Below are 21,457 nucleotides of genomic sequence, written 5' to 3' on the forward strand. Positions count from 1 at the left end.
TACCTAAATGTGATGCATACACCTTCGGGGTTGCCGTTAGCGTACCCCTACAATACAAGCAAGCTACGCCTAGCGTCTCGTTGGAGAAGCCTCTGTCTGCGACACGTTACGCGAATACAGAGAAGGCATCGCCTATTTCTATTTTCAAAGCAAGTACGTAGCAGTGTAGCGGTTTGTTGTTCAAAATTGCTACTACATCTTACTCAAATATAGAACGAAGCTTGGTGAGGAGCGATCGCCTCTGTGTGTAATAGCTATTCACATTCACAAATATTATTTTAACACTACCCAACTTTACTCATATTCAAAACAAACCCAGGTAATACTAATTTTTAGTGATCCGGTAATATTCGTTTTTGCCACAAATTTCCGGAAAGCAAGTGCATTTTGGGGGATCTAACTCTAGCTTAAGTTTACCAGACAATGAAAATTAAAATAGTAATTTTACTGGGGATTGAAAATATTTCGGTGAGTTACTATACAGCATGATTGATGAGTAAACGCTGATATCATTTCATTGTCTTAGATGGGGTGGATACCGATGACATCTGAAAGCGTAGGCGTAGCCCGCCGTAGGCATCGCCAAAAAGAACTTGAACACCGGCAACGTATACAACGAGAAGTTGATTTGCGGCTCCAGGAAATGGAAGCTAAAATGTATGCTCCCGATACAGCTTTGGATGAAACTGTGAAGCATCAGCCAGAAAATTCCCAGGAACCTTGGATAAAAAAAGTGATTTTCGGTGGGAAGCTGTTTGCTCTTGGTGTGGTAGGGCTGGTTGCAGTGAAAATAGTCTCACTGGTGGCTGGGTTTATTGTTGTTGCAGCGCTGGGGTGGGTGTCTTAAAAATTATTTTTTGAATCTAAAAAAAGCAATCTTTAATAAAGGTGTAACTATGATGATTGAGCAGGTAACAACTGACAGATTTATCCAAGATTTAGAGCGTGTTGCTCAAGTGCGCTCTGAGATTTCTGTGTGTTTGAGTAAACTGGCTGAAATAATTAATAAAGCTGAGTTGGCTGGAGACTCTTCATCAGGAAAACTCAGTTTAGAGCGAGATATTGAAGATATTACAGTAGCTAGTAAAAACCTCCGTCAAGGTGTATTTCGCCTTTTAGTTTTGGGCGATATGAAACGGGGAAAAAGCACCTTTCTTAACGCCTTAATTGGAGAAAAATTACTACCGAGCGATGTTAACCCTTGTACCGCAGTGTTAACAGTTTTACGCTATGGACCAGAAAAGAAAGTCACCATTCATTTTAATGATGGAAAAAGTCCGCAACAGCTAGATTTTCAGAACTTTAAATATAAATATACCATTGATCCAACTGAGGCTAAAAAAATAGAGCAGGAGAAAAAACAAGCATTTCCAGATGTTGATTATGCAGTAGTTGAGTATCCCTTAACGCTATTAGAAAAGGGAATTGAAATTGTCGATAGTCCAGGATTGAATGATACAGAAGCGCGAAACGAATTATCTTTGGGTTATGTAAATAACTGCCATGCAATTCTATTTGTAATGAGAGCTTCTCAACCTTGTACTTTGGGTGAGCGTCGCTACCTAGAAAATTATATCAAAGGTAGAGGATTGACGGTTTTCTTTTTAGTTAATGCTTGGGATCAGGTGCGGGAATCATTGATTGATCCTGATGATGTAGAGGAGTTAAAAGAATCTGAGGAGAGATTGCGGCAGGTATTTAACGCGAATTTAGCAGAATATTGTACTGTAGAAGGTCAGAATATTTATGACGAACGCGTATTTGAGCTTTCGTCAATTCAAGCACTCAGACGACGGTTGAAAAATCCCCAAGCTGATTTAGAGGGGACTGGCTTTCCGAAGTTTATGGATTCGCTTAATACTTTTCTTACCAGAGAACGGGCGATCGCAGAACTCCGTCAAGTCAGAACCTTAGCAAGACTTGCCTGCAATCATACCCGCGAAGCAGTTGCTAGACGCTTACCATTACTTGACCAAGATGTAAATGAATTGAAAAAACGGATCGATTCAGTAGAACCTGAGTTTAACAAACTCACAGGTATTCGAGATGAATTCCAAAAAGAAATTATCAATACAAGAGACACTCAAGCAAGAACAATTTCGGAATCTTTTCGTAGCTACGTTTTAAACTTAGGTAATACCTTTGAAACCGATTTTTTACGCTATCAGCCAGAATTAAACCTGTTTGATTTTCTCAGTAGTGGTAAACGAGAAGCATTTAACACCGCACTGCAAAAAGCCTTTGAGCAATATATCACTGATAAATCTGCTGCTTGGACATTAACTGCTGAAAAAGATATTAATGCAGCTTTTAGAGAACTTTCTCGTAGTGCTGCACAATATGGCGCATCATACAGTCAAGTCACAGATCAAATTACAGAAAAGCTCACTGGACAAAACGTTAAAGTAAATACCACTACTACTGAAGATGATAACTCTCCTGGCTGGGCAAAATGGGCAATGGGATTGTTATCACTATCTAACGGAAATCTTGCTGGTTTCGCACTAGCCGGGGCTGGATTTGATTGGAAAAATATCTTGTTAAACTACTTCACTGTTATTGGCGTTGGTGGGATAATTACCGCAGTGACAGGTATTTTTCTTGGTCCCATCGGGTTTGCGCTGCTAGGTTTGGGAGTAGGATTTTTGCAAGCAGATCAAGCGCGTAAAGAGTTAGTTAAAACGGCTAAAAAGGAGTTAGTTAAACACCTACCCCAAGTGGCACATGAGCAATCTCAAGTTGTATACAATGCCGTAAAAGAGTGTTTTGACTCTTACGAAAGAGAAGTGAGTAAGCGGATTAGCGATGATATTGTATCTCGCAAATCTGAATTGGATAATCTAGTCAAGCAGAAAAAAACCCGCGAGATAAACCGTGAGAGTGAGTTCAAACGTTTAAAAGATTTACAGGAAAATGTAATAGCTCAGTTGCAAAAAATTGAGGCAGCTTATAGCAACTTATTAGCTTTCTATAGCTAATATATCTCATTACTCTCGTTCCCAGCTAGAAGCTGGGAATGCCTACTGGGAGGCTCTGCCTCCCATAACCATAAATAGCTAAACGTAAATAAATTAAAGTTTGTAGTAAGGGTTTTAGTCCTGATAAACTTTGCTATGAGCGATGATTCGCTCACTAGGAACTAGAATTTTATTGTATATTTAATTATGCCTATAGCAGTCCTAAATCGTTTGTAAAAATAAATTAACCGTAGAGGCACAGAGGAGGGCAGTTGCATGGGCGGGTTTCCCGACTTGAGCAAACTGCCCGTAGCGCAGAAAGAGGAATCGGAGATTTTCACGACTCATTTAGGATTGCTATAGCATAAACATAATAATGTGAGGCGGAGCCTCAACTATATGCATTCCCAGCTTCTAGCTGGGAACGAGGAACTAACGAGGAACTATGGAACAACAGTATGAAGGTTATAAGGATTTAGCAGATTCTCTCAAATCTGCATCGGCATTACTGAATTTAGAACGCAAATCGCAACTGCATCAAGATATAATTACTATTTGCAATCATTTAGTTAATCCTAGCTTTCGGATTGCGGTATTTGGCCCTTTTAATCATGGCAAATCTACCTTACTAAATGCCATGCTAGGGAATCGTACCTTACCAATTGATTTAATTCCCACCACAGGCGCAGCGATTACTGTCAAGTATGGCTCTGATGTGCAAACTCGTATCATGTTGGTAGATGGTACAGAAATCTATCGCAGTGGCACAGAAGTTTTACAAGAATTTGCAATTCTTGATGGTAATAGAGAGATGCGAAAAGATGTAGCATCTGTAGAAATTTTTTGTCCGCATCCCTTCTTAGAAACAGGTGTAGAATTACTCGATTTACCAGGAACAAATGATAGAGAAGAACAAGATAATTTAGTCCGGGAGCAACTATTAAGTGCAGATTTAGTTATCCAATTATTAGATGCACGGAAGTTAATGACTTTGGGTGAGCGGGAAAATTTACGAGATTGGCTATTAGATCGCGGTATTAAAACAGTTATATTTGTTGCCAATTTTATTAACTTACTCGAACCCGACGAGCAAAAACAAGTCCAAAATCGCCTGGTGTTTGTTGCGGAAAGCTTTCGAGCCGAATTACCTCCAGGTTTTAGTAATTTATATCGCGTCGATGCTTTACCTGCCTTAAGAGCCAGATTAAAAGGCGATGTTGCTGCTGCCAATAGTAGCGGTTTAGCAGCTTTTGAAACAGCTTTGCAAAATATTGTGGGAATTTTGCAACCAAATCGTGGTAGTGTGCGTTTGCCAAGAGTGCTAGCGATCGCTTCTCAAATCCAACTCTCATTAAAAGCTAAAATTGACTATATTGCTATTGAAATAAAATCCTTTGATGATAAACAAAATACTAAAATTGAAATTAAACAAAAAGCAGCCAACTTAATTTATAAAGGTTTTGCTATTAGTGTGGAAGAGTTACGATATTGGCTAGCATTACCCAAGCTACTTACAAAATATCAAGCTGAGGCAGCAGTTGCATTGGCAGAAAATAACTTTAAATCTTGGCAAACAAATACTCTTAAAAAAGACCTGACTCAGTTGCAATTGGCTGCGGTGAAATGGCTTGATCAAGCTTACGAATTTTTCCACGAAGAACGACCGCAAGATTTATTAATTCCCTTTCCTAACGAACCACAAGTAATACTACCCTCAAAGTCAAGCAATATTGATGATTTGAGTGAACCTGGTTCCATCGCTGTTGGTAGTGGTATTGGTTGGTTGTTAGGCGGCCCGGTGGGTGCTGCTGTCGTCGGGAGTATTTCTTATTTGTTAAATAAAAATATCCAAAAACAAGACGAACAATTAGCAAAGGATTCTTATCATCAGGAAGTTGCTAAACTTTGTATAACTGCAATTGAAGATTATTTATCTCACTTCAGCGCTCAAGGGTTATCAATTTTGACTGAATATGAGCAGAAAGCCGAAAAAATAATTTGTTTTGAACTCAGTCAAGAACCATTAGAGATTACTAATAAGCATGAAATTTTGCAGCAGTTACAAAACGGTTTTAATCAGTTGCTACAAGAGTTAGAAAAAGTAAAAATCCTCTCAAATCATCAACCTTATAAAAAAATACCCAAATCCACGAATATCAATAGAAAATATTCGCCACAGCCAGAGAGAGTTAAAACTTTTTCACAAAAAGATCCTGATATTAAGCAACAACATGAAAATACTGCTAAGAATACTGGGACAAGGGTAGAATTTGTTTCTCCACCACCGCCAAAAGCTTCTCCCTCTCCCCGTCCAGAAGAGTTGGAGGCGAAATTTCGTGATTGGGAACTCAATGAGGAAATAGCGCGAATGAAAGCAGAGATGCGTAGCCCTAAGGCTTGTCGTCAGACATCGCCTGGTTCTCAAACTGACAAACAGCAAAATACAACTCAAAGCAACAAAACACCCAACCAAGCCCAAACAGATAAGATTACTCACGCATACAACATTTTAGAATTGCAAGCAAATGCTTCTCAGGCTGAGGTAAAGCAGGCTTATCGAACTTTAGTAAAGAAATGGCATCCCGATTTGTTTGTGAATCAGCCGCAACTGCTAAAACAAGCACAAGAGAAAATGCACTTAGTTAATGAAGCTTACACAATTTTGAGTGAGAAATGAACAACAAGATACCCGACTTCTCTAAGGAGTCGGGTATCTTTAGAAACATTTCATCTTACAGCGTTTTTCAGGTAAATGAGGTACACACGTAGGGGCACAACATTGTTGTGCCCTTACAATAATCTGTACCTCACTAAGTTGCAATCTGCTGTAATTTCATTTCTGGTTGCAAAGCTAAGGAGTAAATATAGAATTAGGAAACTATTAGGTGAGACTTATGCAACTGTTATCTTTGAGGAATGGCTTTTTGGCGTTAACCTTGACTGCGATCGCTTCAGCCGGCGGGTTAATCACAGCCTGTAGCAATACGGCTTCCCAGAACCAAAGCCAAACCCCAAACTCAACCGTTACCAATGTTAGCGACAAGCAAATGAATCACAGCATGGCTATGGATTTAGGCCCAGCCGACGCTAACTTTGATTTACGATTTATCGACGCTATGATACCACACCATCAAGGGGCTGTGGAAATGGCTAAAGAAGCGCAGCAGAAATCAAAACGCCCTGAAATCAAAAAACTAGCAGACAATATTATCAAATCGCAAGATCAAGAAATCACTCAGATGAAGCAGTGGCGACAAGCTTGGTATCCCAAGGCGGGAGATAAACCAATGGCTTATGACAGTCAAATGGGTCACATGATGGAGATGTCGTCTGACCAAATGAAAGGAATGATGATGAGTCAAGACTTAGGTGCAGCTGATGCAGAATTTGATCTGCGCTTTATCAATGCGATGATTCCTCACCATGAAGGGGCTGTAACAATGGCAAAAGATGTATTGGGTAAGTCTAAGCGCCCTGAAATTAAGCAATTAGGCCAAGAAATTATTAAGGCACAAAATACAGAGATTAAGCAAATGCAGCAGTGGCGAAAAACTTGGTATAACAAGTGAGCCTAAGAGGCTGTTTTGCATAAAATCGTAGTGTTTTTAAATGCAGAGGGACGCATTGGCATTGTAGAGGGACACATTGGCATTGTAGAGGGATGCATTGGCATTGTAGAGAGATGCATTGGCATTGTAGAGAGATGCATTGGCATTGTAGAGGGACGCATTGGCATTGTAGAGGTATGCATTGGCATTGTAGAGGTATGCATTGGCATTGTAGAGGGACGCATTGGCATTGTAGAGGGACGCATTGGCATTGCCAAATTTAATTTACTACGAATTAATGAAATGCTGTATTAAGTATCTGTGTAGATTCGCCAGCAACCCTCTACTGCCTAATCTCTCTTTCATGATGAAGTGCGGCGCATTCTCAATTGGCAAATAACAAAATTTGTTTTGGTTGCGTCATAGTTGTCATAGATACTCATTTCCGGGCTATCCCAGTCATCTGCAAAAGTTGCTAGATGCGATCGCAAAATCTCAGCCTGCGCTTCGTTAATTCCTTGAGAGGCTAGGTTAATCTCATCCGACCTCGATAAAAGTTACAATTACTCGCGTTCCTTCACATACATTGGTGGGTTGTTTAGTGAGTTCCACTCGACCATTACGATATGTCACTTCAACACTAGCTAACATTTTTAACCTTGTTGCTTGTGAATAAGTTAAACTGCTTTATAAAACTTTCTCTACCAAACTTTACTCATATTCAGAATAAACCCAGGCAATACCGACTCGTCACTAACCGTAGCAGGATTATCCAAACATTCATTTGGCAATCCAGGACGATAAATATAAACTTTACGCTGCTTACGGTCAATCAACCAGCCTAACTGTATTCCTGGCTCATTCATATATTCCTCCATTTTTTCCTTCAAAGTTTGGAGGTTGTCGCTAGAAGATTTGAGTTCGACTACAAAATCTGGACAAATGGGAGCAAACTTTCGCTCCTGTTCTGGAGACAGAGCATTCCACCGTTCTAGTTGAATCCAGGAAGCATCTGGAGAGCGTTCTGCACCTGTTGATAACTTAAATTCGGTACTAGAGCTAAAAGTTATACCTGTACCATCTTGTTCCGACCACACCCATAGCTGTCCAAAGATGTTGCCTCCACGGTTGCCTGTTGTCCCTCCTGTAGGTGGCATAATTGATATCTCTCCAAATTTATTCCGCTCAATGCGTAAATCACGATTCATCTGACAGAACTCAAAAAATTGTTCGTCTGTCATTTGCATTGATGACGGAATTTGTAAAACCAAAGGGGATGAAAACATCAAGATTTCCTCCAGGTTGAGATGCCTAACCAAGTAACTATATTCTCACGCAAAGAAACAAAGACGCCAAGATATAGTGGTTTGCAGTTGAGTCCAATACAGACCTAACCCCCGACCCCAACCCTTGTAGCGTTGGGGAGTAAGACTCAAAGCCTCTCAAAAAGCAGGAGAGAGGTTTGGAAGTGAGGTCAAAACTGTACTGCACCCAACTGAGAACAGCGATATAACTTTGCGACGGCAGTCGCTCATGGGGGAAACCCCCTACAGCCCTTCCCTAACGGGACGCCTTGGGGCGAACGGGCATCCTACGGCAGGCGCTAGCCTCTCACGAATGGGAGAAGACCGCGCTGCCTCGCCTTTGCTTTTTTATCCGAAATCATTTTCAGATTTACTTGTTAGGCTGAGGAGTTACCCGCAGATAGGGTTTGACTTCCTCATAACCTTTGGGGAATTTTTCTTTGAGTACTTCTGGATCTTTGAGTGAGGGGATAATTACAACATCCTCTCCATCTTTCCAGTCAGCTGGTGTCGCCACGCTGTAGTTATCAGTCAATTGCAGAGAATCAATCACCCGCAAAAGTTCATCAAAGTTGCGTCCCGTGCTGGGGGGGTAAGTGAAAGTGAGACGGAGTTTCTTATTGGGGTCAATCACGAAAACCGATCGCACTGTTACGGCCGCATTAGCATTCGGGTGGATCATGTCGTAAAGGTCAGAAACCTTGCGATCCGCATCCGCCAAAATTGGGTAGTTGAGGGTGGTGCTTTGAGTTTCTTCGATGTCTCCCACCCAGCCTTTGTGGGATTCAACGTTATCAACGCTAAGTGCGATCGCTTTGACATTGCGCTTGTCAAATTCTGGTTTGAGCTTGGCAACCGTGCCGAGTTCTGTTGTGCAAACAGGTGTAAAATCAGCAGGGTGAGAGAACAGCACTACCCAGCTGTCACCTGCCCATTGGTAAAAATCGATGTCGCCGTGTGTTGAGGCTTGCGTAAAGTTGGGTACTGTGTCACCTAGACGGAGAGCCATGTGAGATTCCCTGTAATTAGAAAAGCATATGTGTTCTACTTTGCCATCATGACATAAAACCCCTATTCCCCAATCGGGCTTTAGCGGTTTGAAACAAAATTTTAGGTTGTCACCACTCTTGGATAAGAGATGGGGAAGGTAAAGATTAGTCAAAAGGACTGGGGATTAGGAACTAGGGATTAGCTGACAAGCTCTAATTTGGGGTGGTATCCTTGGTCAATTTTGCGGATAATCGGGTTTATCGCAACTGGAGTGGCTTTAGCTGCATTAGGATTAAATCTAGTAACTCAGATTAGAGGCGAAGTTCCTAAGTCTCCCTTTCCTAAAACTTATATGTTAATTGGGATTGGTTTTGTGGTTGCGGATATCGTTGTCAAAGCACTTCTAGCGCCTATTTGGCAAAAACTGCTATTGTCTGCGTTGGGTTAAATTGATTTGTTTGCCAGAATTTTCTGGTAGGCTTGGATTGTTTGCCTAGCGATCGCATCCCAGCTAAAATTTTCCAATGCATATTTTTGGGCATTTAATCCCCGTCGTTGGCATTCTGCGGGGTTTTGCAAAGCTTCTTGCAGTAACTCTACCAGTGCTTGGACATCTGTTGCACATACCCAACCCGACTCGCTATTACGCACCTGTTGACAAATATGCACTTGGTCAGAAATTATCACAGGTGTTCCTGCTACCATCGCTTCGGCTACAGCAATCCCAAAATTTTCGTAGTAGGAAGGCAAAACGAATAAATCAGCAGCTTGTAGTAAACTAACTTTTAATTCACCAGTGACAAAGCCAGTAATTGTAGTGTGCGATCGCAGCGGTGAATTTTGAATTTGGGATATTATCTTTTGTTCGTAATCTGGATCTTGGGGATTTGTCCCAGCTAAGACAAAATGAAACTTATAACCAACTGCTAATAGCTTTTCTAGCGCCGGAATCAACAAATTTAATCCCTTTTTCGGGTCAATTCGTGACATAAACAGCACTAAAGGCACATCCTTTGGTATTTCTAACTGACTACATACATTTTTAAGAGGAGATTGAGGAGGAATCACACCCAAGGGAATCACCAAATCTGGCGTAGATACTCCAAATCGTTCTGATATTTTAGCTTCTTGATCGCTGGTAAAATGAATTGCTGCGGCACCAGCTAAATTTTGACGTTCTATAATTGCAACATAAAGCTGTTTTAATTGTTTTTTCTTCCGTAAATCAGCCGGGTCGAGAGTACCTAAAGGACGGAAAATATAAGGTAGCTTTTGCTGACGACACACAATAGCAGCAGCACTACTTATAGGAGAGAATAGAGCATGAATATGTGCTATCTCAAACTCATGAGCATGACGTTTTAGCCAGTTTAATAAATCTAGGGAAAATTTGTAGCGACGAAATGGGGCGCAACGAAAGTAAATTATTTCATAGCCATCTTGATCAATTGGGCGATTTAAGGGAATATTCAAAGGTGTTTGACCATTATCACCATTACTATCAGTTGTGAGAACTGTAACTTCCACTCCCTCTTTTACCAAAGCTGGAGCTAATCCTAGTACCATTTGACTGGGGCCGCCGTAAATCAGAGAAATTGAGGGAACGATTTGTAATATTTTCATTTTTTTGTCATTTGTCATTTGCTAATAACCAACGACTCTTGACTATTAACCAATTCTTGATAAAACTCTAATTGCTGTTTAGCTAAAGCTTTATTTGTATATTTAATCATTACTTTTTGATAACCCATTTCACCGAGAGTGTGAGCAAAATATGGTTTATCCATTAATTGAAGTAAGCAATTAGCAAGGGCTTGAGCATCACCTTCAGGAAATAATAAACCAGCATCACCAATTACATAGGGAATTTCACCAGAATCGGAACCAATCACAGGTACTTGGCAAGCCATTGCTTCAATTAGCACATGACCAAATTGTTCTTTCCAGCCAACAGAAGTTAAGGTTTTAAACTTGTAAGTTGTTTCTGAAGGCAGTACTAAAGTACTCATTAAATTGATATAGTTTGCAACCTCCTCATGGGGTACACTTTCTATCAAAATTAACCGTTCTTTAATATTATTTTTTGCCGCTATTTTGATTAACTCAGTTTGCAACTCTCCGCGTCCCAACAGCAGTAATTTCCAAGGTTTATTTTTCAAACTTACTAAGGCTTGTAAAAGTGTTAATAAACCCTTTTCTTGTACAAATCGCCCCACAAAACCTACTACAAAATCCTCTTTGTTAATGCTCAACTTAGCTGCTAATTCTGGTTGGGCTTTGGGAGTAAATAGACTTTCATCTACACCCAGTTGCGGCATGACTTTAATTGCTCCTTTATATCCCCGTTGTCGCAAAACTTCTGCCCCATCCTGATTGCCAGAAATGATGCCGTGGCTGTGATTGAGGTTATATTTTTCTAATAAAGCAACTGGTAATTTTAGTTCATAGGGTAAATTCCACCAGGTAAAAAATACATTTTTTGCCTTGAATCCTAATAGCTTATTTAAGGCAATCATCTGAGTATAAGCCAGTCCTCTAGACCCTTGTTCCACTTGGATGATTTGGGGACGAAATTGTTTTAACAAAGATATTAAATCAGTGCCAAAGGTAAGGAGTCCCTGATGATTTTGACTAAGATTAGAAACTGGAACTATTCTAAATGTGCCTTCATCTCGGTATTCAGTTTCAATAATTCTGTTTTGCACGCCACCTGGTTTCCAACGCTTTGGGACTATAACTGTCACTTCAATGTTAGGTTCTAGTTGAGATAAAGCGCGTAATTTCTCACAGTTGAGGTCTACAATATAAGTGTGACTAGCAACTAAGATTTTCATTGATATTTATTAATTCTTATTTATTTTTTGTCAGTTGTCCTTTGTTTTTCATTAACTCCTGACTCCTAACTAAACTTGTTCATCCAATCGACTGTAAATTTGACCATCGTTCCATAGTGATTGGATAACAGTACCCAAGGCTTTGAAAAAACCTAAAGTGTAGAAAATAGCACGAGTGGCAATTTTGATGGGGGAACCGCTTTTATGGCAAGGTGGGCGTCCCAGAACGTGACAGTCAAATAAACGCCCGTATAAGCGTAAAGCTTGAATAGGAGTAAGGTTTTTCAGCCCTAGTAGGAAATGGTTGTGATAAAAGGTGAGTTGATATTTGAGCGATCGCATACTAATATCATGACAACCCCCTGTTTCTTCGCCTAGATGCACCAAATGGGCCTCTGGGTCGTACCAAATCTTATATCCTGTTTGTCGCACCCGTAAACAAAAATCTGACTCTTCCCGCACTGCACTACCGCCAAACCTCTCATCAAACCTCAGCCCGTACTTAGTAAAAATTTCACGGCGAAATGACATATTGCAACCCCTTGCTGTTAGCACTTGTTGGGGTTTGATAGTATGTACTAAATCAATATGATACCAAGCAATTCCTGGGTCCATTGCTTCGGGAGGCAGATATTCAATCTGTAAATCTCCTCCAGAATCACCCAATTTCATTCTGTCAAATACCCGTCCGGCCACAGCCCCCACTTCTGGATTTTGCAAATAATTTTTCGCATGGGCTGCTAACAATTCTGGGGTTAGCTGAACATCATCATCAATAAATAATATTATTTCACCAGAAGACCGCCGCACAGCGTAATTTCGCGCCCCTGGCAAACTCGCCCAATCTAAGCGCAACCATTTAATTTTACCTGCCCCCACCATCTCTTCTAGGTAGGCTTGAATTTCTGGTTGGTGTTTTGGGGTTTGGTCTACCACTAAAACCTCAAAATTTGGATAGTCTTGTTTCAGGACATCTACAATGCTATCCTGTAGCGCTTCCTCTCGACCATAGGTCGGGATAACTACAGTAACTAAAGGATAATTATTCATAATTTTTATTAAGCGATTTTTTTACTTTGATAATAACCTTATAAAAATTAATATACTTCTGACACTGCTGCATAAAGATTATCAAATAACTCATTTTGCTTTTCGGAGTTATGCACAATTTGCGCTTGAGCTAATGCTCCTGCACTTAAAAATTCGTAATGTTCTCGTTTATCACTTCTATCAAAAAATTGAATGATTTGTTGCAATGCTTGCTCTGCCAAATAGTCATAGGTGCTGTTTAAAATTTCCCAATATTCATTAGTTTTGATTTTATCTCCGTGCAACCAATTGCTCCAGTGCCTGAGTTCATTAATTGGTAATTCTAAAATATAGCCATTTTCGCCATTACGAATAAACTCTGGTAAAGCACATACATTTGTTGTAATCGCAGGAGTTGCAACGGAAAAGCCTTCGATGATACTATAACCATAAGTATCATGTAATGTCGCCATTATTTGAAAATGACTTTGCGATAATAACTCAATAACTTTGTCGTTAGCAATATTGTTATGAAACACAACATTATTTAACTTTAGTAAATTTAAATCCTCTATATATTTCGTGGTATCGGGAAAATCAGTCGGGACTCCTGAACCATGCCCCATATCTGAAATTATATGTACAGTAATAGGTAAACCTAATTTTTCAGCTTTCTTGGCGAGTCTTAAAGCAACAACTCCGCCTTTGCGGGCAATGTGATTTCCGATAAATACAAGCTGGAGATTTTGCTGTTCCTGATAAAGTTTGGGCTGGCTAACTCTGACTGGGAAGTTTGGATGAATAACATCTAATTTATTACTTACTTTTTCTTCTATCTTCCAACCTTCTATCCGCTTAATTAATCTCAATTTGGCATAATCGGAAATAGCGATAAGTTTTTGGCAATTGTCTAACGCTAACCGATTATTTAATAATTCATAAATTGCAGCTTCACTTTTATTTTGAGGATTTCTATATAAAACACGATGATCCTCAAAGGTGAAAAACCAAGGTTTATTTGTATATAAAATTCTGTTGAAAGAATGAATTGCTTGGTATCTTCCCCATACAGGTTGCCAAGCCATAAAGCTGCTTAAAGGATACCAAATTTTTTCTATAGGATATCTGCCTGCGGGGAAAGGCTTGGGGCGAATGAGTGTATGCCGAGAATTTCGAGGTAGGTTTGGAATGCTGAGGTGTTTTTGACCTGCTATGATAACTTTTGCCATTTTTATTTCATTTAAATTGTTTTTAGACGTTTTCTCTTGTTTTTTTGCTGAGGGTTGGCATCTTCTTGATCTTGTTTCTCCAGTTCTGGCAATTTAAAAAGAACTCCGGCAAAAAACCAATAATAGACAGCAACCGGATCAACATCTAGAGGATAGTAGTAGGTGTTGTAGCTAATAAACAATATAAACACCCACAAAGCTGCTCCGTAACTGCGGAAATTACGGTTTTTTATGGAGCGATAGGTCTTAAAGCCAATAATTGTTAAACTTGTTACTAAACCCAGAAAAGCTAGTACTCCAAGAATTCCAACTTCATAAAGGACTTTGGGATAGTAGGTTTCTACAAGTTTGGTTGAACCCATTACACGAGCAGAGTTAGTTGCTCGACCTAAGCCACTTCCCAAGGGGCCGTCTACGTTTTTCCAATTCTCTTCAAATTGCTGGACAATAAAATCTTGAGGTGGCGAAGCGTCCCAGCGACCGGTAAAACTCTCGGTTCTCTCTTGCACGACAGCAGGGTTAGTCACCATCACAATTCCCAAAACTAAAGCAAGTCCTATCCCTATAGGGATAAATCGTTTAAGGTTGGCAATTTGACCAGTAAGCAATAGTAAAATCCCAAAGCAGATTGGTACTAAGGCTAAGGCAATTCTCTGTCCAGAGATTACAGCATTGATAAAGACTGTCACTAAAGAACCTAAACCGACTAGCCGCCATATTGGGGAAGGGTCGGTGAAGCCGGTGGCAAAGGTAAAAAAGGTGCTGGAAATTAAGAACCATGCCCACTGCCAAGGAGCTACAAATGTCCCTGGTAAGCGAATAACCCCTTCTTCGGGACTATATAAGAGCGCTCCACCAAAATAACACCGGGCTTCTAGTGATGTGACAAATAGGGCATTTCCTTCAAGACCTCTAGTGCCTTGACATACACCAGTTAGTAGTAACAGGTATTGAATAAATCCCAGCACACAGCAAATGAGTATGAGGACAATCTGGAGGCGCGATAAAAATAGAAAATCCCGCTTATCGCGAATTAGATAGTAGGCACAACCAATCAGGGGGACATAGCCTAAAAATACTTTTAGTCCCAGAATTCCCATGCCTAAGGGTATTTCGTTGGGCGCTTTTTCCAATAGTCCCACACTAGGTGGGTTAAACTGCTGTCCACCATTAACGAACAACAGCGTTAGCAGACTGCAACCCAAAACAATATAAAGTGGGGTTTTAATGCCTTGGGGAATAATTATGGGTAACCCTTGTTTACGGCAAGTTTGCCAAAGTCCAATTAGCGCTGGAACGTAAAAAGCATCTTTAGCTAATTGGAGTATGGGACTATTGCCCAAGTAGTAAGTGATAGTACCCCCAATAGGTACGTAAATGATGAAGGCATATAGCGCTTGGCGCGGGTATTTGTAGGAAAGGGAGATGATGAGTATCCCCAAAACACCAGGAACTGCTGCTTTAATTCCACCTACAAAAAAAAGCACAATGCCAAAGAAGACACCGCCAATAGTGGCAGTGGTGAGTAAGCTAGTGAATTCTTTACGTGCTTGGGCTGCTTTGCGCTTTTGGGCTAACTGTTCTTTGAGGCTAAGAGTAGGAGTTTCTTTTTTAGCCTGTTTTTTTGATTTTTTATTTTTTGACTTGGATTTTGGCATAGTGGCGCTGTAGCCTATCAGCCTTAAAAAACAATCTATAGCTTACATACAAATGGATTGCAATGGCTATAGCGTGTACAAACCGAATTCATCCTTAACTGATTGAGTTAAGGATTTTCGATCAAAAATATTGAAGTTTAACTTCATCGAACCGTAAAAAAGATTTTCCCCTGTTTCCACAATGTAAACTGCCCCAGGAAATGGTAATGATTCAATAGGTTTCTCTTTATTTTCTAATACACCTCTAACTTTACCGTGGTCTATATAATATTTGTAGTATCCATAACCCCGATTATATTCTGCATTTTCTGGGAGGAAATTTAAGTCATATCGGATAATATTGGATGTGCCGCACATTGAATAGAAATTTTTTCTTTTAATATATATATATTTACTAGCTTCTTTATATTTATAACCTTTATTGACAAACCATCCATTAGAGTTAGGATGTTGCTTAATAAATGTGGCTAAGTTTTTACTGATGCAATCATCTGCATCAACTGCCATCGTGTGAGTTGGAGAAAATTGACGAGCATAGATTAATCCCTTCAAGATTTTTCGCCCTTTATCTGTGTCTCCTCTAGCTATAGGGTTTGTTTCATTGGGAGGAGGAAAGTCAACTGTAATGTATGTTATCTGAGGATGATTAAATTCTATTTTTGGCTGTTCATGACAAACGACAATAGCGTGAAAATCAGGAGAGATTTGATTGCAAATTGATTTGATGCATCTTTCAAATGATTGTGTGACACGCTCCCAGGAATTGGAAACTTGCGGACTTTTAAGTGGGATAACAAAAACAAGCATTTTATTACCTTATATAGCAATCCTAAATCATTCGTGAGAGAAAAAATCGCAAAGATGCCTATAAATACGTACTTTTAATCTCCGTATTTTCTCACATTTCAATTCGGATTGCTATAGAAGATAACCAAAGAACATGCATAGACCTCTTTCCTTGTTAGAAAAGAGGTTTAGAATATACGTAAAAGTGCAAATACTACGTCTTCTACAGATGACCAAGGCTGGTTAATTTGCAAAAGTTGTGACGACGAAAAAGTTGCACTTTTGAAAGGTGAGATAGTAGCCACTCCCTTCTCCACTAAGAATACCCAATATAACGAACCGTGAAGACCCTTTCCTTGCACCTCTGGTAGAGAAGAGAAGGAAGAAGAAAAGTAGATAGGTAATCTTAGACGGTGAAGGGAGTAACTTAGACGGCTATGTGTTGCTGGACTTGCCAAACTAATTCATTTGTCCAGTGGTTGGCAAGGTCGGCATTGGCTGCTTCTACCATAACCCTGATCACTGGTTCTGTGCCAGAGGCGCGAACCAAAATTCTGCCGGAATCACCCATTGCAGCTTCAGCAAGAGCGATCGCTTGTTGTACAGGTTGGCAATCTTGCCATCCTAAACGGCGATCACGATCTACGACTCGCACGTTCCGCAACAGTTGCGGATAAGTCTGGAAGCTTTGATCTACTAATTCTGCTAGGGAAATATCCGCCTGTTTCACCAAAGCTGCTACATGCAAGGCTGTTAACAAGCCATCTCCAGTCACGGCATAATGACGGCAAAGAATATGACCTGATTGTTCGCCGCCTAACATTCCCCCTGTCCGCAGCATTTCTGCTTGTACATATTGGTCGCCGACTGCGGTGCGAATCAGCTTACCACCAATTTGTTGCCAAGCTTTCTCAAAACCTAAATTAGCCATGACTGTAGATACAATCAGGTTATCTGGCAGTTGTTGGTTTTGTTGTAATTGGCTTCCCCATAGGTAGAGAATGTAATCGCCGTTAACTTGCCTTCCGGTATTGTCTACTGCTAAGACGCGATCGGCGTCGCCATCAAAGGCAAAGCCGATGTCAGCGTTGTGTTCTTGTACTGTTGCTGCAAGAATATCTAGGTGAGTAGAACCGCAGTTAACATTAATGCGATCGCCATCTGCTTCGTTATGCAAGCAGATCACCTCTGCCCCCATTTCTGTAAATACTGATGGTGCTAATCCTACTGCTGCTCCCCACGCCAAGTCTAAGACAATCTTCATTCCCTGAAGATTTAGGGCACTGTTTAAGGGTTTTTTCAACGCCTCGCTATAATGCCCCACTAACTCCAAACGTGAGTAATGCCGTCCGTAATTACTGATAGCAATAGGTGATATCTTGCCACGCAGTCCCGCTTCAATTTCTGCCTGCAATATTTGAGGTAACTTCCCACCATCCGCACCAAAAACTTTAATACCATTGTCCTCTGGGGGATTGTGGCTGGCAGAAATCATCACTCCGCCGATGGCATCACTGATGCTGGTAAGATAGGCAACGCAAGGAGTGGGACATAATCCCAAATACCAAACCTCTAACCCCGCTGCTGTTAAACCTGCACTCAAAGCCATTGCCAGCATATCGCTGGAGTTTCTAGAGTCCTGTCCGAGAATGATTGGCCCTATTTGAGTAGCATTGTTACGTAAAACAATACCCGTCCAAAAACCAACTTGTAATGCTAAGGGCGCACTTAGTAATTCTCCGACTCTTCCGCGAATACCATCTGTGCCAAATAAGGGATTTGCTGGTAATGGGATTAAATTCAATGCAAAACTGCTCTCAATCCCTTTGTCTAATTCCTCAGCTTCGGAAGTAGAATCCCCAGGAATGCCTGGTGTCCGAGTTATAGATGAAACCATATGTTTAAATACTCCACACAATCACACTGAAAAATAGCACTTAAGACTTTATTCAGCAATTTTGACATGCTTTATTATCTTTAGAAATTCATTCTAAATCAAAAACAAACTACGTAAAAATACGTAAGTAATTTTGATTGAAAATCTTTTACAAAGTCAGTATTGGTTTTCCGTTTTTAGTAAAGTTTCCACATTCTAGCTGACTATTCCTTTTATGTCCTCAACTTTAGTCTTAATTGTTGTTTGTATTAATTCACACTTTTCAATCCTAATCGCTAAAACAAATTGTAATAAATATTACCATTATTTCATCACAAGTGTTTTTCAGGAAAGCTGAGAATGAAAGCGAAATTTAGCTAATAACAAAAAATTAAAACGCCGGAATGTAAAGTTATATCCCCTTGTTAGTGAAACTGTACAAAATCAAGCTTGGTCAGACTTGGGGCAAAATCCCCCAGTTTAGGAGCAACCTCACGGGTAATTGGTATTAGCGTTGTTGCTGTGTAAAAAACTACAAAACGATGGGGGCTTAAAAAATTTTAATATAAATTCTCATCAAATAGTTTTAAGGTAACCTTTTAATGGCTTTTTTAGCCGTTAGTGAATTAAAACTCCGGCAGTTAACTTTTTAAAGTTGAGAATTTTAGCATGAGCAGCAATTTAGCAACCAAATTACGTGTAGGCACTAAAAAAGCCCACACAATGGCAGAAAATGTAGGTTTTGTCAAGTGCTTTTTAAGAGGAGTAGTCGAGAAAAACTCTTACCGAAAACTAGTTGCTAACTTCTACTTCGTCTACTCAGCGATGGAAGAGGAAATGGAAAAGCATAGCCAGCACCCAATTCTTTCTAAAATTAACTTTCCCCAGCTAAACCGCAAGTATACTCTAGAGCAAGACCTGGGTTATTACTTTGGTGCTAACTGGAGAGAGCAAATCAAACTATCTCCCGCAGGTGAAGCTTATGTAAAGCGCATCCGAGAAATATCTGCCACAGAACCGGAACTGTTAATCGCTCATTCATATACTCGTTACTTGGGTGACTTATCTGGGGGACAAATTCTCAAAAATATTGCTGTAACGGCGATGAATTTGTCTGATGGGCAAGGAACAGCCTTTTATGAGTTTCCAGAGATTCCTGATGAGAAGGCATTCAAAGCGAAATATCGTCAAACTTTGGACGAATTACCCCTTGATGATGCTACAACCGATCGCATCGTTGATGAAGCTAACGCCGCTTTTGGCACGAACATGAATATGTTTCAAGAATTGGAAGGCAATTTGATCAAGGCGATCGGTGTGATGCTGTACAATAGTCTCACACGGCGTCGTACACGCGGTAGTACTGAACTCGTCACCGCTAAGTAAATTTTATTAAGTAAAATTTTGTAAATCTAGGGGTAACCTCTCTGGGTTCACCTGAATAAAATCAGGCGATCGCGGAGACGTTGCCCCTACTGCTGTTTGTTAGCTAATTCTATCTACAGAATATATAAACTCTGATTCCTAATCTAGTCAGCGATCAGGGAAGATATAAACAGGCACAATTGATTAAATAATGGCAACAAAAATTCCTGTCACAGTGATCACAGGCTTCTTGGGTAGTGGAAAAACCAGCCTAATTCGCCACCTGCTACAAAACAATCAAGGACGCCGCATTGCGGTTTTAGTCAATGAATTTGGCGAACTCGGAATTGATGGCGAATTGTTAAAATCCTGTCAAATTTGCCCGGAAGATGCTGAGGGCGACAGTAATATCTTTGAATTAACCAACGGCTGCTTATGCTGCACTGTGCAGGAAGAGTTTTATCCGACGATGCAAGAGTTAATCAAGCGGCGAGATAGCATCGACTGCATTTTGATTGAAACCTCTGGTTTAGCCTTACCAAAACCGCTGATGAAGGCTTTTCGCTGGCAGGAAATTCGGAATGCGGCCACTGTGGATGCCGTGATTACGGTAGTTGATTGTGCGGCGGTAGCAGCAGGGACATTTGCCAGTGATCCAGAGGCGATCGCAGCCCAGCGGCAAGCAGATGATAGTCTAGAACACGAAACACCTTTGCAAGAACTGTTTGAAGACCAACTTGCTTGTGCAGACTTGGTGGTGTTAAATAAAATTGACTTGGTAGATGCCGAGACAAAAGCTAGAGTTGAAGAATTGATTAAACAAGAGTTGCCCAGAGTGGTGAAGATTGTCGAGAGCGATCGTTCTCAACTTGATGCATCTATATTATTAGGATTTCAAGCCGCAGTCGAAGACAACTTAGATTCTCGTCCCAGTCATCACGATACCGAAGAAGACCACAATCATGACGAAGAAATTACCTCAGCTAATTTAATTTTGGATCGTACCTTTGACCCAGAAAAGCTGCAACTGCTGTTGCAAACATTCGCACAACAACAAGAAATTTACCGGATTAAAGGCTTTGTGGCAGTGCCAAATAAATCCATGCGCCTAGTGATGCAGGGTGTAGGAACTCGATTTGATAAATTTTATGATCGCCCCTGGAAACCAGAAGAGTCCAGGCAAACTCGCTTAGTTTTCATCGGTCGTGATTTGAAATCCTCAGAAATCGAATCGCAGCTAGTAGCTTTATAAGTACTTATAACTCCTAACTTAAATCCTCAATCCTGACTTTACAAAACTATGACTATTTCTCAACTATTTAACGTTGCCAATCTTTTCGTATTGCCTTTTTGGACATTGATGATTCTCTTGCCAAATTGGAAAGTGACACGACGGATAATGGAATCATATCTGCCTTTTGTGCTGTTAGCTGGAGCATATTTGTATTTGTTTATCAACAGCATTACGCCAGAAAATGCCCAAGCTTTATCGAATCCCCAATTAGCTGATATTGCGCGATTTTTTGCAAATGAAACAGCTGCTGCAACGGGTTGGATTCATTTTTTAGCGATGGATTTATTCGTCGGTCGCTGGATTTATTGGGAAGGGCAAAAAACAGGTATTTGGACAATTCACTCCCTTGCACTGTGTTTCTTTGCTGGCCCTTTGGGATTACTGTCTCACATCTTGACTAGCTGGATTACTAAGACATTTTTCCCGAAGTTTCAGCAGAATGAAGCGGTGACGGTAGGAGAAAAAGCTGCATCATCTGGCACATAATTATATATAGTAATCATAAATTGTTTATGAAAAAGCAGATCCCCGACTTCTCAAAGAAGTCAGGGATCTGTGGCTTGATAATTAGGGAATCAGTTTACTGC

At 40.4% G+C, this 21,457-nt stretch carries 18 protein-coding genes; 9 read left to right on the forward strand and 9 right to left on the reverse strand.

Annotated features, from left to right (window positions below):
- Nucleotides 1-541: 541 nt before the first annotated feature.
- The 5 genes from V7K46_RS05365 to V7K46_RS05385 all read left to right on the forward strand — a co-directional run bounded on the left by V7K46_RS05365 (nucleotide 542) and on the right by V7K46_RS05385 (nucleotide 6,820).
- Complete coding sequence (locus tag V7K46_RS05365) at nucleotides 542-847, forward strand: DUF3040 domain-containing protein (RefSeq protein ID WP_335111583.1); 306 nt, start codon at nucleotides 542-544, stop codon at nucleotides 845-847.
- 52 nt (nucleotides 848-899) lie between these two features.
- Nucleotides 900-2,978 (forward strand): dynamin family protein, encoded by a 2,079-nt coding sequence (locus tag V7K46_RS05370; RefSeq protein WP_335111609.1) that lies wholly within the window; start codon nucleotides 900-902, stop codon nucleotides 2,976-2,978.
- Between the two features lie 424 nt (nucleotides 2,979-3,402).
- The gene (locus V7K46_RS05375) at nucleotides 3,403-5,634 is read left to right on the forward strand and encodes a dynamin family protein (RefSeq protein WP_335111584.1); all 2,232 of its coding nucleotides are present in this window, start codon (nucleotides 3,403-3,405) and stop codon (nucleotides 5,632-5,634) included.
- Nucleotides 5,635-5,851: 217 nt separating this feature from the next.
- Entirely contained in the window at nucleotides 5,852-6,526 is a 675-nt protein-coding gene (locus tag V7K46_RS05380) for a DUF305 domain-containing protein (RefSeq protein ID WP_335111585.1), read from the forward strand.
- Between the two features lie 15 nt (nucleotides 6,527-6,541).
- On the forward strand, nucleotides 6,542-6,820 hold the full coding sequence (locus V7K46_RS05385; RefSeq protein WP_335111586.1) for a hypothetical protein: 279 nt from the start codon (nucleotides 6,542-6,544) through the stop codon (nucleotides 6,818-6,820).
- Between the two features lie 386 nt (nucleotides 6,821-7,206).
- Here V7K46_RS05385 and V7K46_RS05390 read toward each other — a convergent pair whose 3' ends face one another.
- Nucleotides 7,207-7,791 carry a Uma2 family endonuclease gene (locus tag V7K46_RS05390; RefSeq protein ID WP_335111587.1) on the reverse strand — a complete coding sequence of 195 codons (585 nt, stop codon included), beginning with the start codon at nucleotides 7,789-7,791 and terminating at the stop codon, nucleotides 7,207-7,209.
- 388 nt (nucleotides 7,792-8,179) lie between these two features.
- Entirely contained in the window at nucleotides 8,180-8,818 is a 639-nt protein-coding gene (locus tag V7K46_RS05395; protein ID WP_335111588.1) for a peroxiredoxin, read from the reverse strand.
- A gap of 198 nt (nucleotides 8,819-9,016) precedes the next feature.
- On the opposite strand from V7K46_RS05395, the gene V7K46_RS05400 reads away from it, so the two are divergent.
- Complete coding sequence (locus tag V7K46_RS05400; protein WP_335111589.1) at nucleotides 9,017-9,247, forward strand: hypothetical protein; 231 nt, start codon at nucleotides 9,017-9,019, stop codon at nucleotides 9,245-9,247.
- Here V7K46_RS05400 and hpsP read toward each other — a convergent pair.
- The 7 genes from hpsP to glmM all read right to left on the reverse strand — a co-directional run bounded on the left by hpsP (nucleotide 9,244) and on the right by glmM (nucleotide 18,232).
- The gene (hpsP, locus tag V7K46_RS05405; RefSeq protein ID WP_335111590.1) at nucleotides 9,244-10,422 is read right to left on the reverse strand and encodes a hormogonium polysaccharide biosynthesis glycosyltransferase HpsP; all 1,179 of its coding nucleotides are present in this window, start codon (nucleotides 10,420-10,422) and stop codon (nucleotides 9,244-9,246) included. The genes V7K46_RS05400 and hpsP overlap by 4 nt on opposite strands.
- 14 nt (nucleotides 10,423-10,436) lie before the next feature.
- Complete coding sequence (hpsO, locus tag V7K46_RS05410) at nucleotides 10,437-11,633, reverse strand: hormogonium polysaccharide biosynthesis glycosyltransferase HpsO (RefSeq protein WP_335111591.1); 1,197 nt, start codon at nucleotides 11,631-11,633, stop codon at nucleotides 10,437-10,439.
- A 69-nt stretch (nucleotides 11,634-11,702) separates the two neighbouring features.
- Nucleotides 11,703-12,683, reverse strand: coding sequence for a hormogonium polysaccharide biosynthesis glycosyltransferase HpsN (gene hpsN, locus V7K46_RS05415; RefSeq protein ID WP_335111592.1), 981 nt, complete (start codon nucleotides 12,681-12,683; stop codon nucleotides 11,703-11,705).
- 47 nt (nucleotides 12,684-12,730) lie between these two features.
- Entirely contained in the window at nucleotides 12,731-13,891 is a 1,161-nt protein-coding gene (locus V7K46_RS05420; RefSeq protein WP_335111593.1) for a glycosyltransferase family 4 protein, read from the reverse strand.
- Between the two features lie 11 nt (nucleotides 13,892-13,902).
- Nucleotides 13,903-15,549, reverse strand: a complete 1,647-nt coding sequence (gene hpsL, locus V7K46_RS05425) for a hormogonium polysaccharide biosynthesis protein HpsL (protein WP_335111594.1) — start codon at nucleotides 15,547-15,549, stop codon at nucleotides 13,903-13,905.
- A 66-nt stretch (nucleotides 15,550-15,615) separates the two neighbouring features.
- Nucleotides 15,616-16,356 carry a glycosyltransferase family 2 protein gene (locus V7K46_RS05430; protein ID WP_335111595.1) on the reverse strand — a complete coding sequence of 247 codons (741 nt, stop codon included), beginning with the start codon at nucleotides 16,354-16,356 and terminating at the stop codon, nucleotides 15,616-15,618.
- A gap of 406 nt (nucleotides 16,357-16,762) precedes the next feature.
- Complete coding sequence (gene glmM, locus V7K46_RS05435) at nucleotides 16,763-18,232, reverse strand: phosphoglucosamine mutase (RefSeq protein WP_335111596.1); 1,470 nt, start codon at nucleotides 18,230-18,232, stop codon at nucleotides 16,763-16,765.
- Between the two features lie 648 nt (nucleotides 18,233-18,880).
- Here glmM and V7K46_RS05440 point away from each other — a divergent pair.
- The 3 genes from V7K46_RS05440 to V7K46_RS05450 all read left to right on the forward strand — a co-directional run bounded on the left by V7K46_RS05440 (nucleotide 18,881) and on the right by V7K46_RS05450 (nucleotide 21,356).
- A complete protein-coding gene (locus V7K46_RS05440; protein ID WP_335111597.1) occupies nucleotides 18,881-19,597 on the forward strand; it encodes a biliverdin-producing heme oxygenase in 717 nt (238 codons plus the stop codon).
- 190 nt (nucleotides 19,598-19,787) lie between these two features.
- Nucleotides 19,788-20,828, forward strand: a complete 1,041-nt coding sequence (gene cobW / locus V7K46_RS05445; protein WP_335111598.1) for a cobalamin biosynthesis protein CobW — start codon at nucleotides 19,788-19,790, stop codon at nucleotides 20,826-20,828.
- 48 nt (nucleotides 20,829-20,876) lie between these two features.
- The gene (locus tag V7K46_RS05450) at nucleotides 20,877-21,356 is read left to right on the forward strand and encodes an ABA4-like family protein (RefSeq protein WP_335111599.1); all 480 of its coding nucleotides are present in this window, start codon (nucleotides 20,877-20,879) and stop codon (nucleotides 21,354-21,356) included.
- Nucleotides 21,357-21,457: the final 101 nt, after the last annotated feature.

It is taken from the genome of Nostoc sp. (assembly GCF_036917395.1).
Taxonomy (GTDB): Bacteria; Cyanobacteriota; Cyanobacteriia; order Cyanobacteriales; family Nostocaceae; genus Nostoc.

Coding starts and splice junctions, on each gene's coding strand:
- cobW (WP_335111598.1), top strand. CDS start 19,788: ATGGCAACAAAAATTCCTGTCACAGTGATCACAGGCTTCTTGGGTAGT.
- V7K46_RS05395 (WP_335111588.1), bottom strand. CDS start 8,818: ATGGCTCTCCGTCTAGGTGACACAGTACCCAACTTTACGCAAGCCTCA.
- V7K46_RS05375 (WP_335111584.1), top strand. CDS start 3,403: ATGGAACAACAGTATGAAGGTTATAAGGATTTAGCAGATTCTCTCAAA.
- hpsO (WP_335111591.1), bottom strand. CDS start 11,633: ATGAAAATCTTAGTTGCTAGTCACACTTATATTGTAGACCTCAACTGT.
- V7K46_RS05420 (WP_335111593.1), bottom strand. CDS start 13,891: ATGGCAAAAGTTATCATAGCAGGTCAAAAACACCTCAGCATTCCAAAC.
- glmM (WP_335111596.1), bottom strand. CDS start 18,232: ATGGTTTCATCTATAACTCGGACACCAGGCATTCCTGGGGATTCTACT.
- V7K46_RS05390 (WP_335111587.1), bottom strand. CDS start 7,791: ATGTTTTCATCCCCTTTGGTTTTACAAATTCCGTCATCAATGCAAATG.
- V7K46_RS05450 (WP_335111599.1), top strand. CDS start 20,877: ATGACTATTTCTCAACTATTTAACGTTGCCAATCTTTTCGTATTGCCT.
- V7K46_RS05430 (WP_335111595.1), bottom strand. CDS start 16,356: ATGCTTGTTTTTGTTATCCCACTTAAAAGTCCGCAAGTTTCCAATTCC.
- hpsP (WP_335111590.1), bottom strand. CDS start 10,422: ATGAAAATATTACAAATCGTTCCCTCAATTTCTCTGATTTACGGCGGC.
- V7K46_RS05440 (WP_335111597.1), top strand. CDS start 18,881: ATGAGCAGCAATTTAGCAACCAAATTACGTGTAGGCACTAAAAAAGCC.
- V7K46_RS05365 (WP_335111583.1), top strand. CDS start 542: ATGACATCTGAAAGCGTAGGCGTAGCCCGCCGTAGGCATCGCCAAAAA.
- hpsL (WP_335111594.1), bottom strand. CDS start 15,549: ATGCCAAAATCCAAGTCAAAAAATAAAAAATCAAAAAAACAGGCTAAA.
- V7K46_RS05380 (WP_335111585.1), top strand. CDS start 5,852: ATGCAACTGTTATCTTTGAGGAATGGCTTTTTGGCGTTAACCTTGACT.
- V7K46_RS05370 (WP_335111609.1), top strand. CDS start 900: ATGATTGAGCAGGTAACAACTGACAGATTTATCCAAGATTTAGAGCGT.
- hpsN (WP_335111592.1), bottom strand. CDS start 12,683: ATGAATAATTATCCTTTAGTTACTGTAGTTATCCCGACCTATGGTCGA.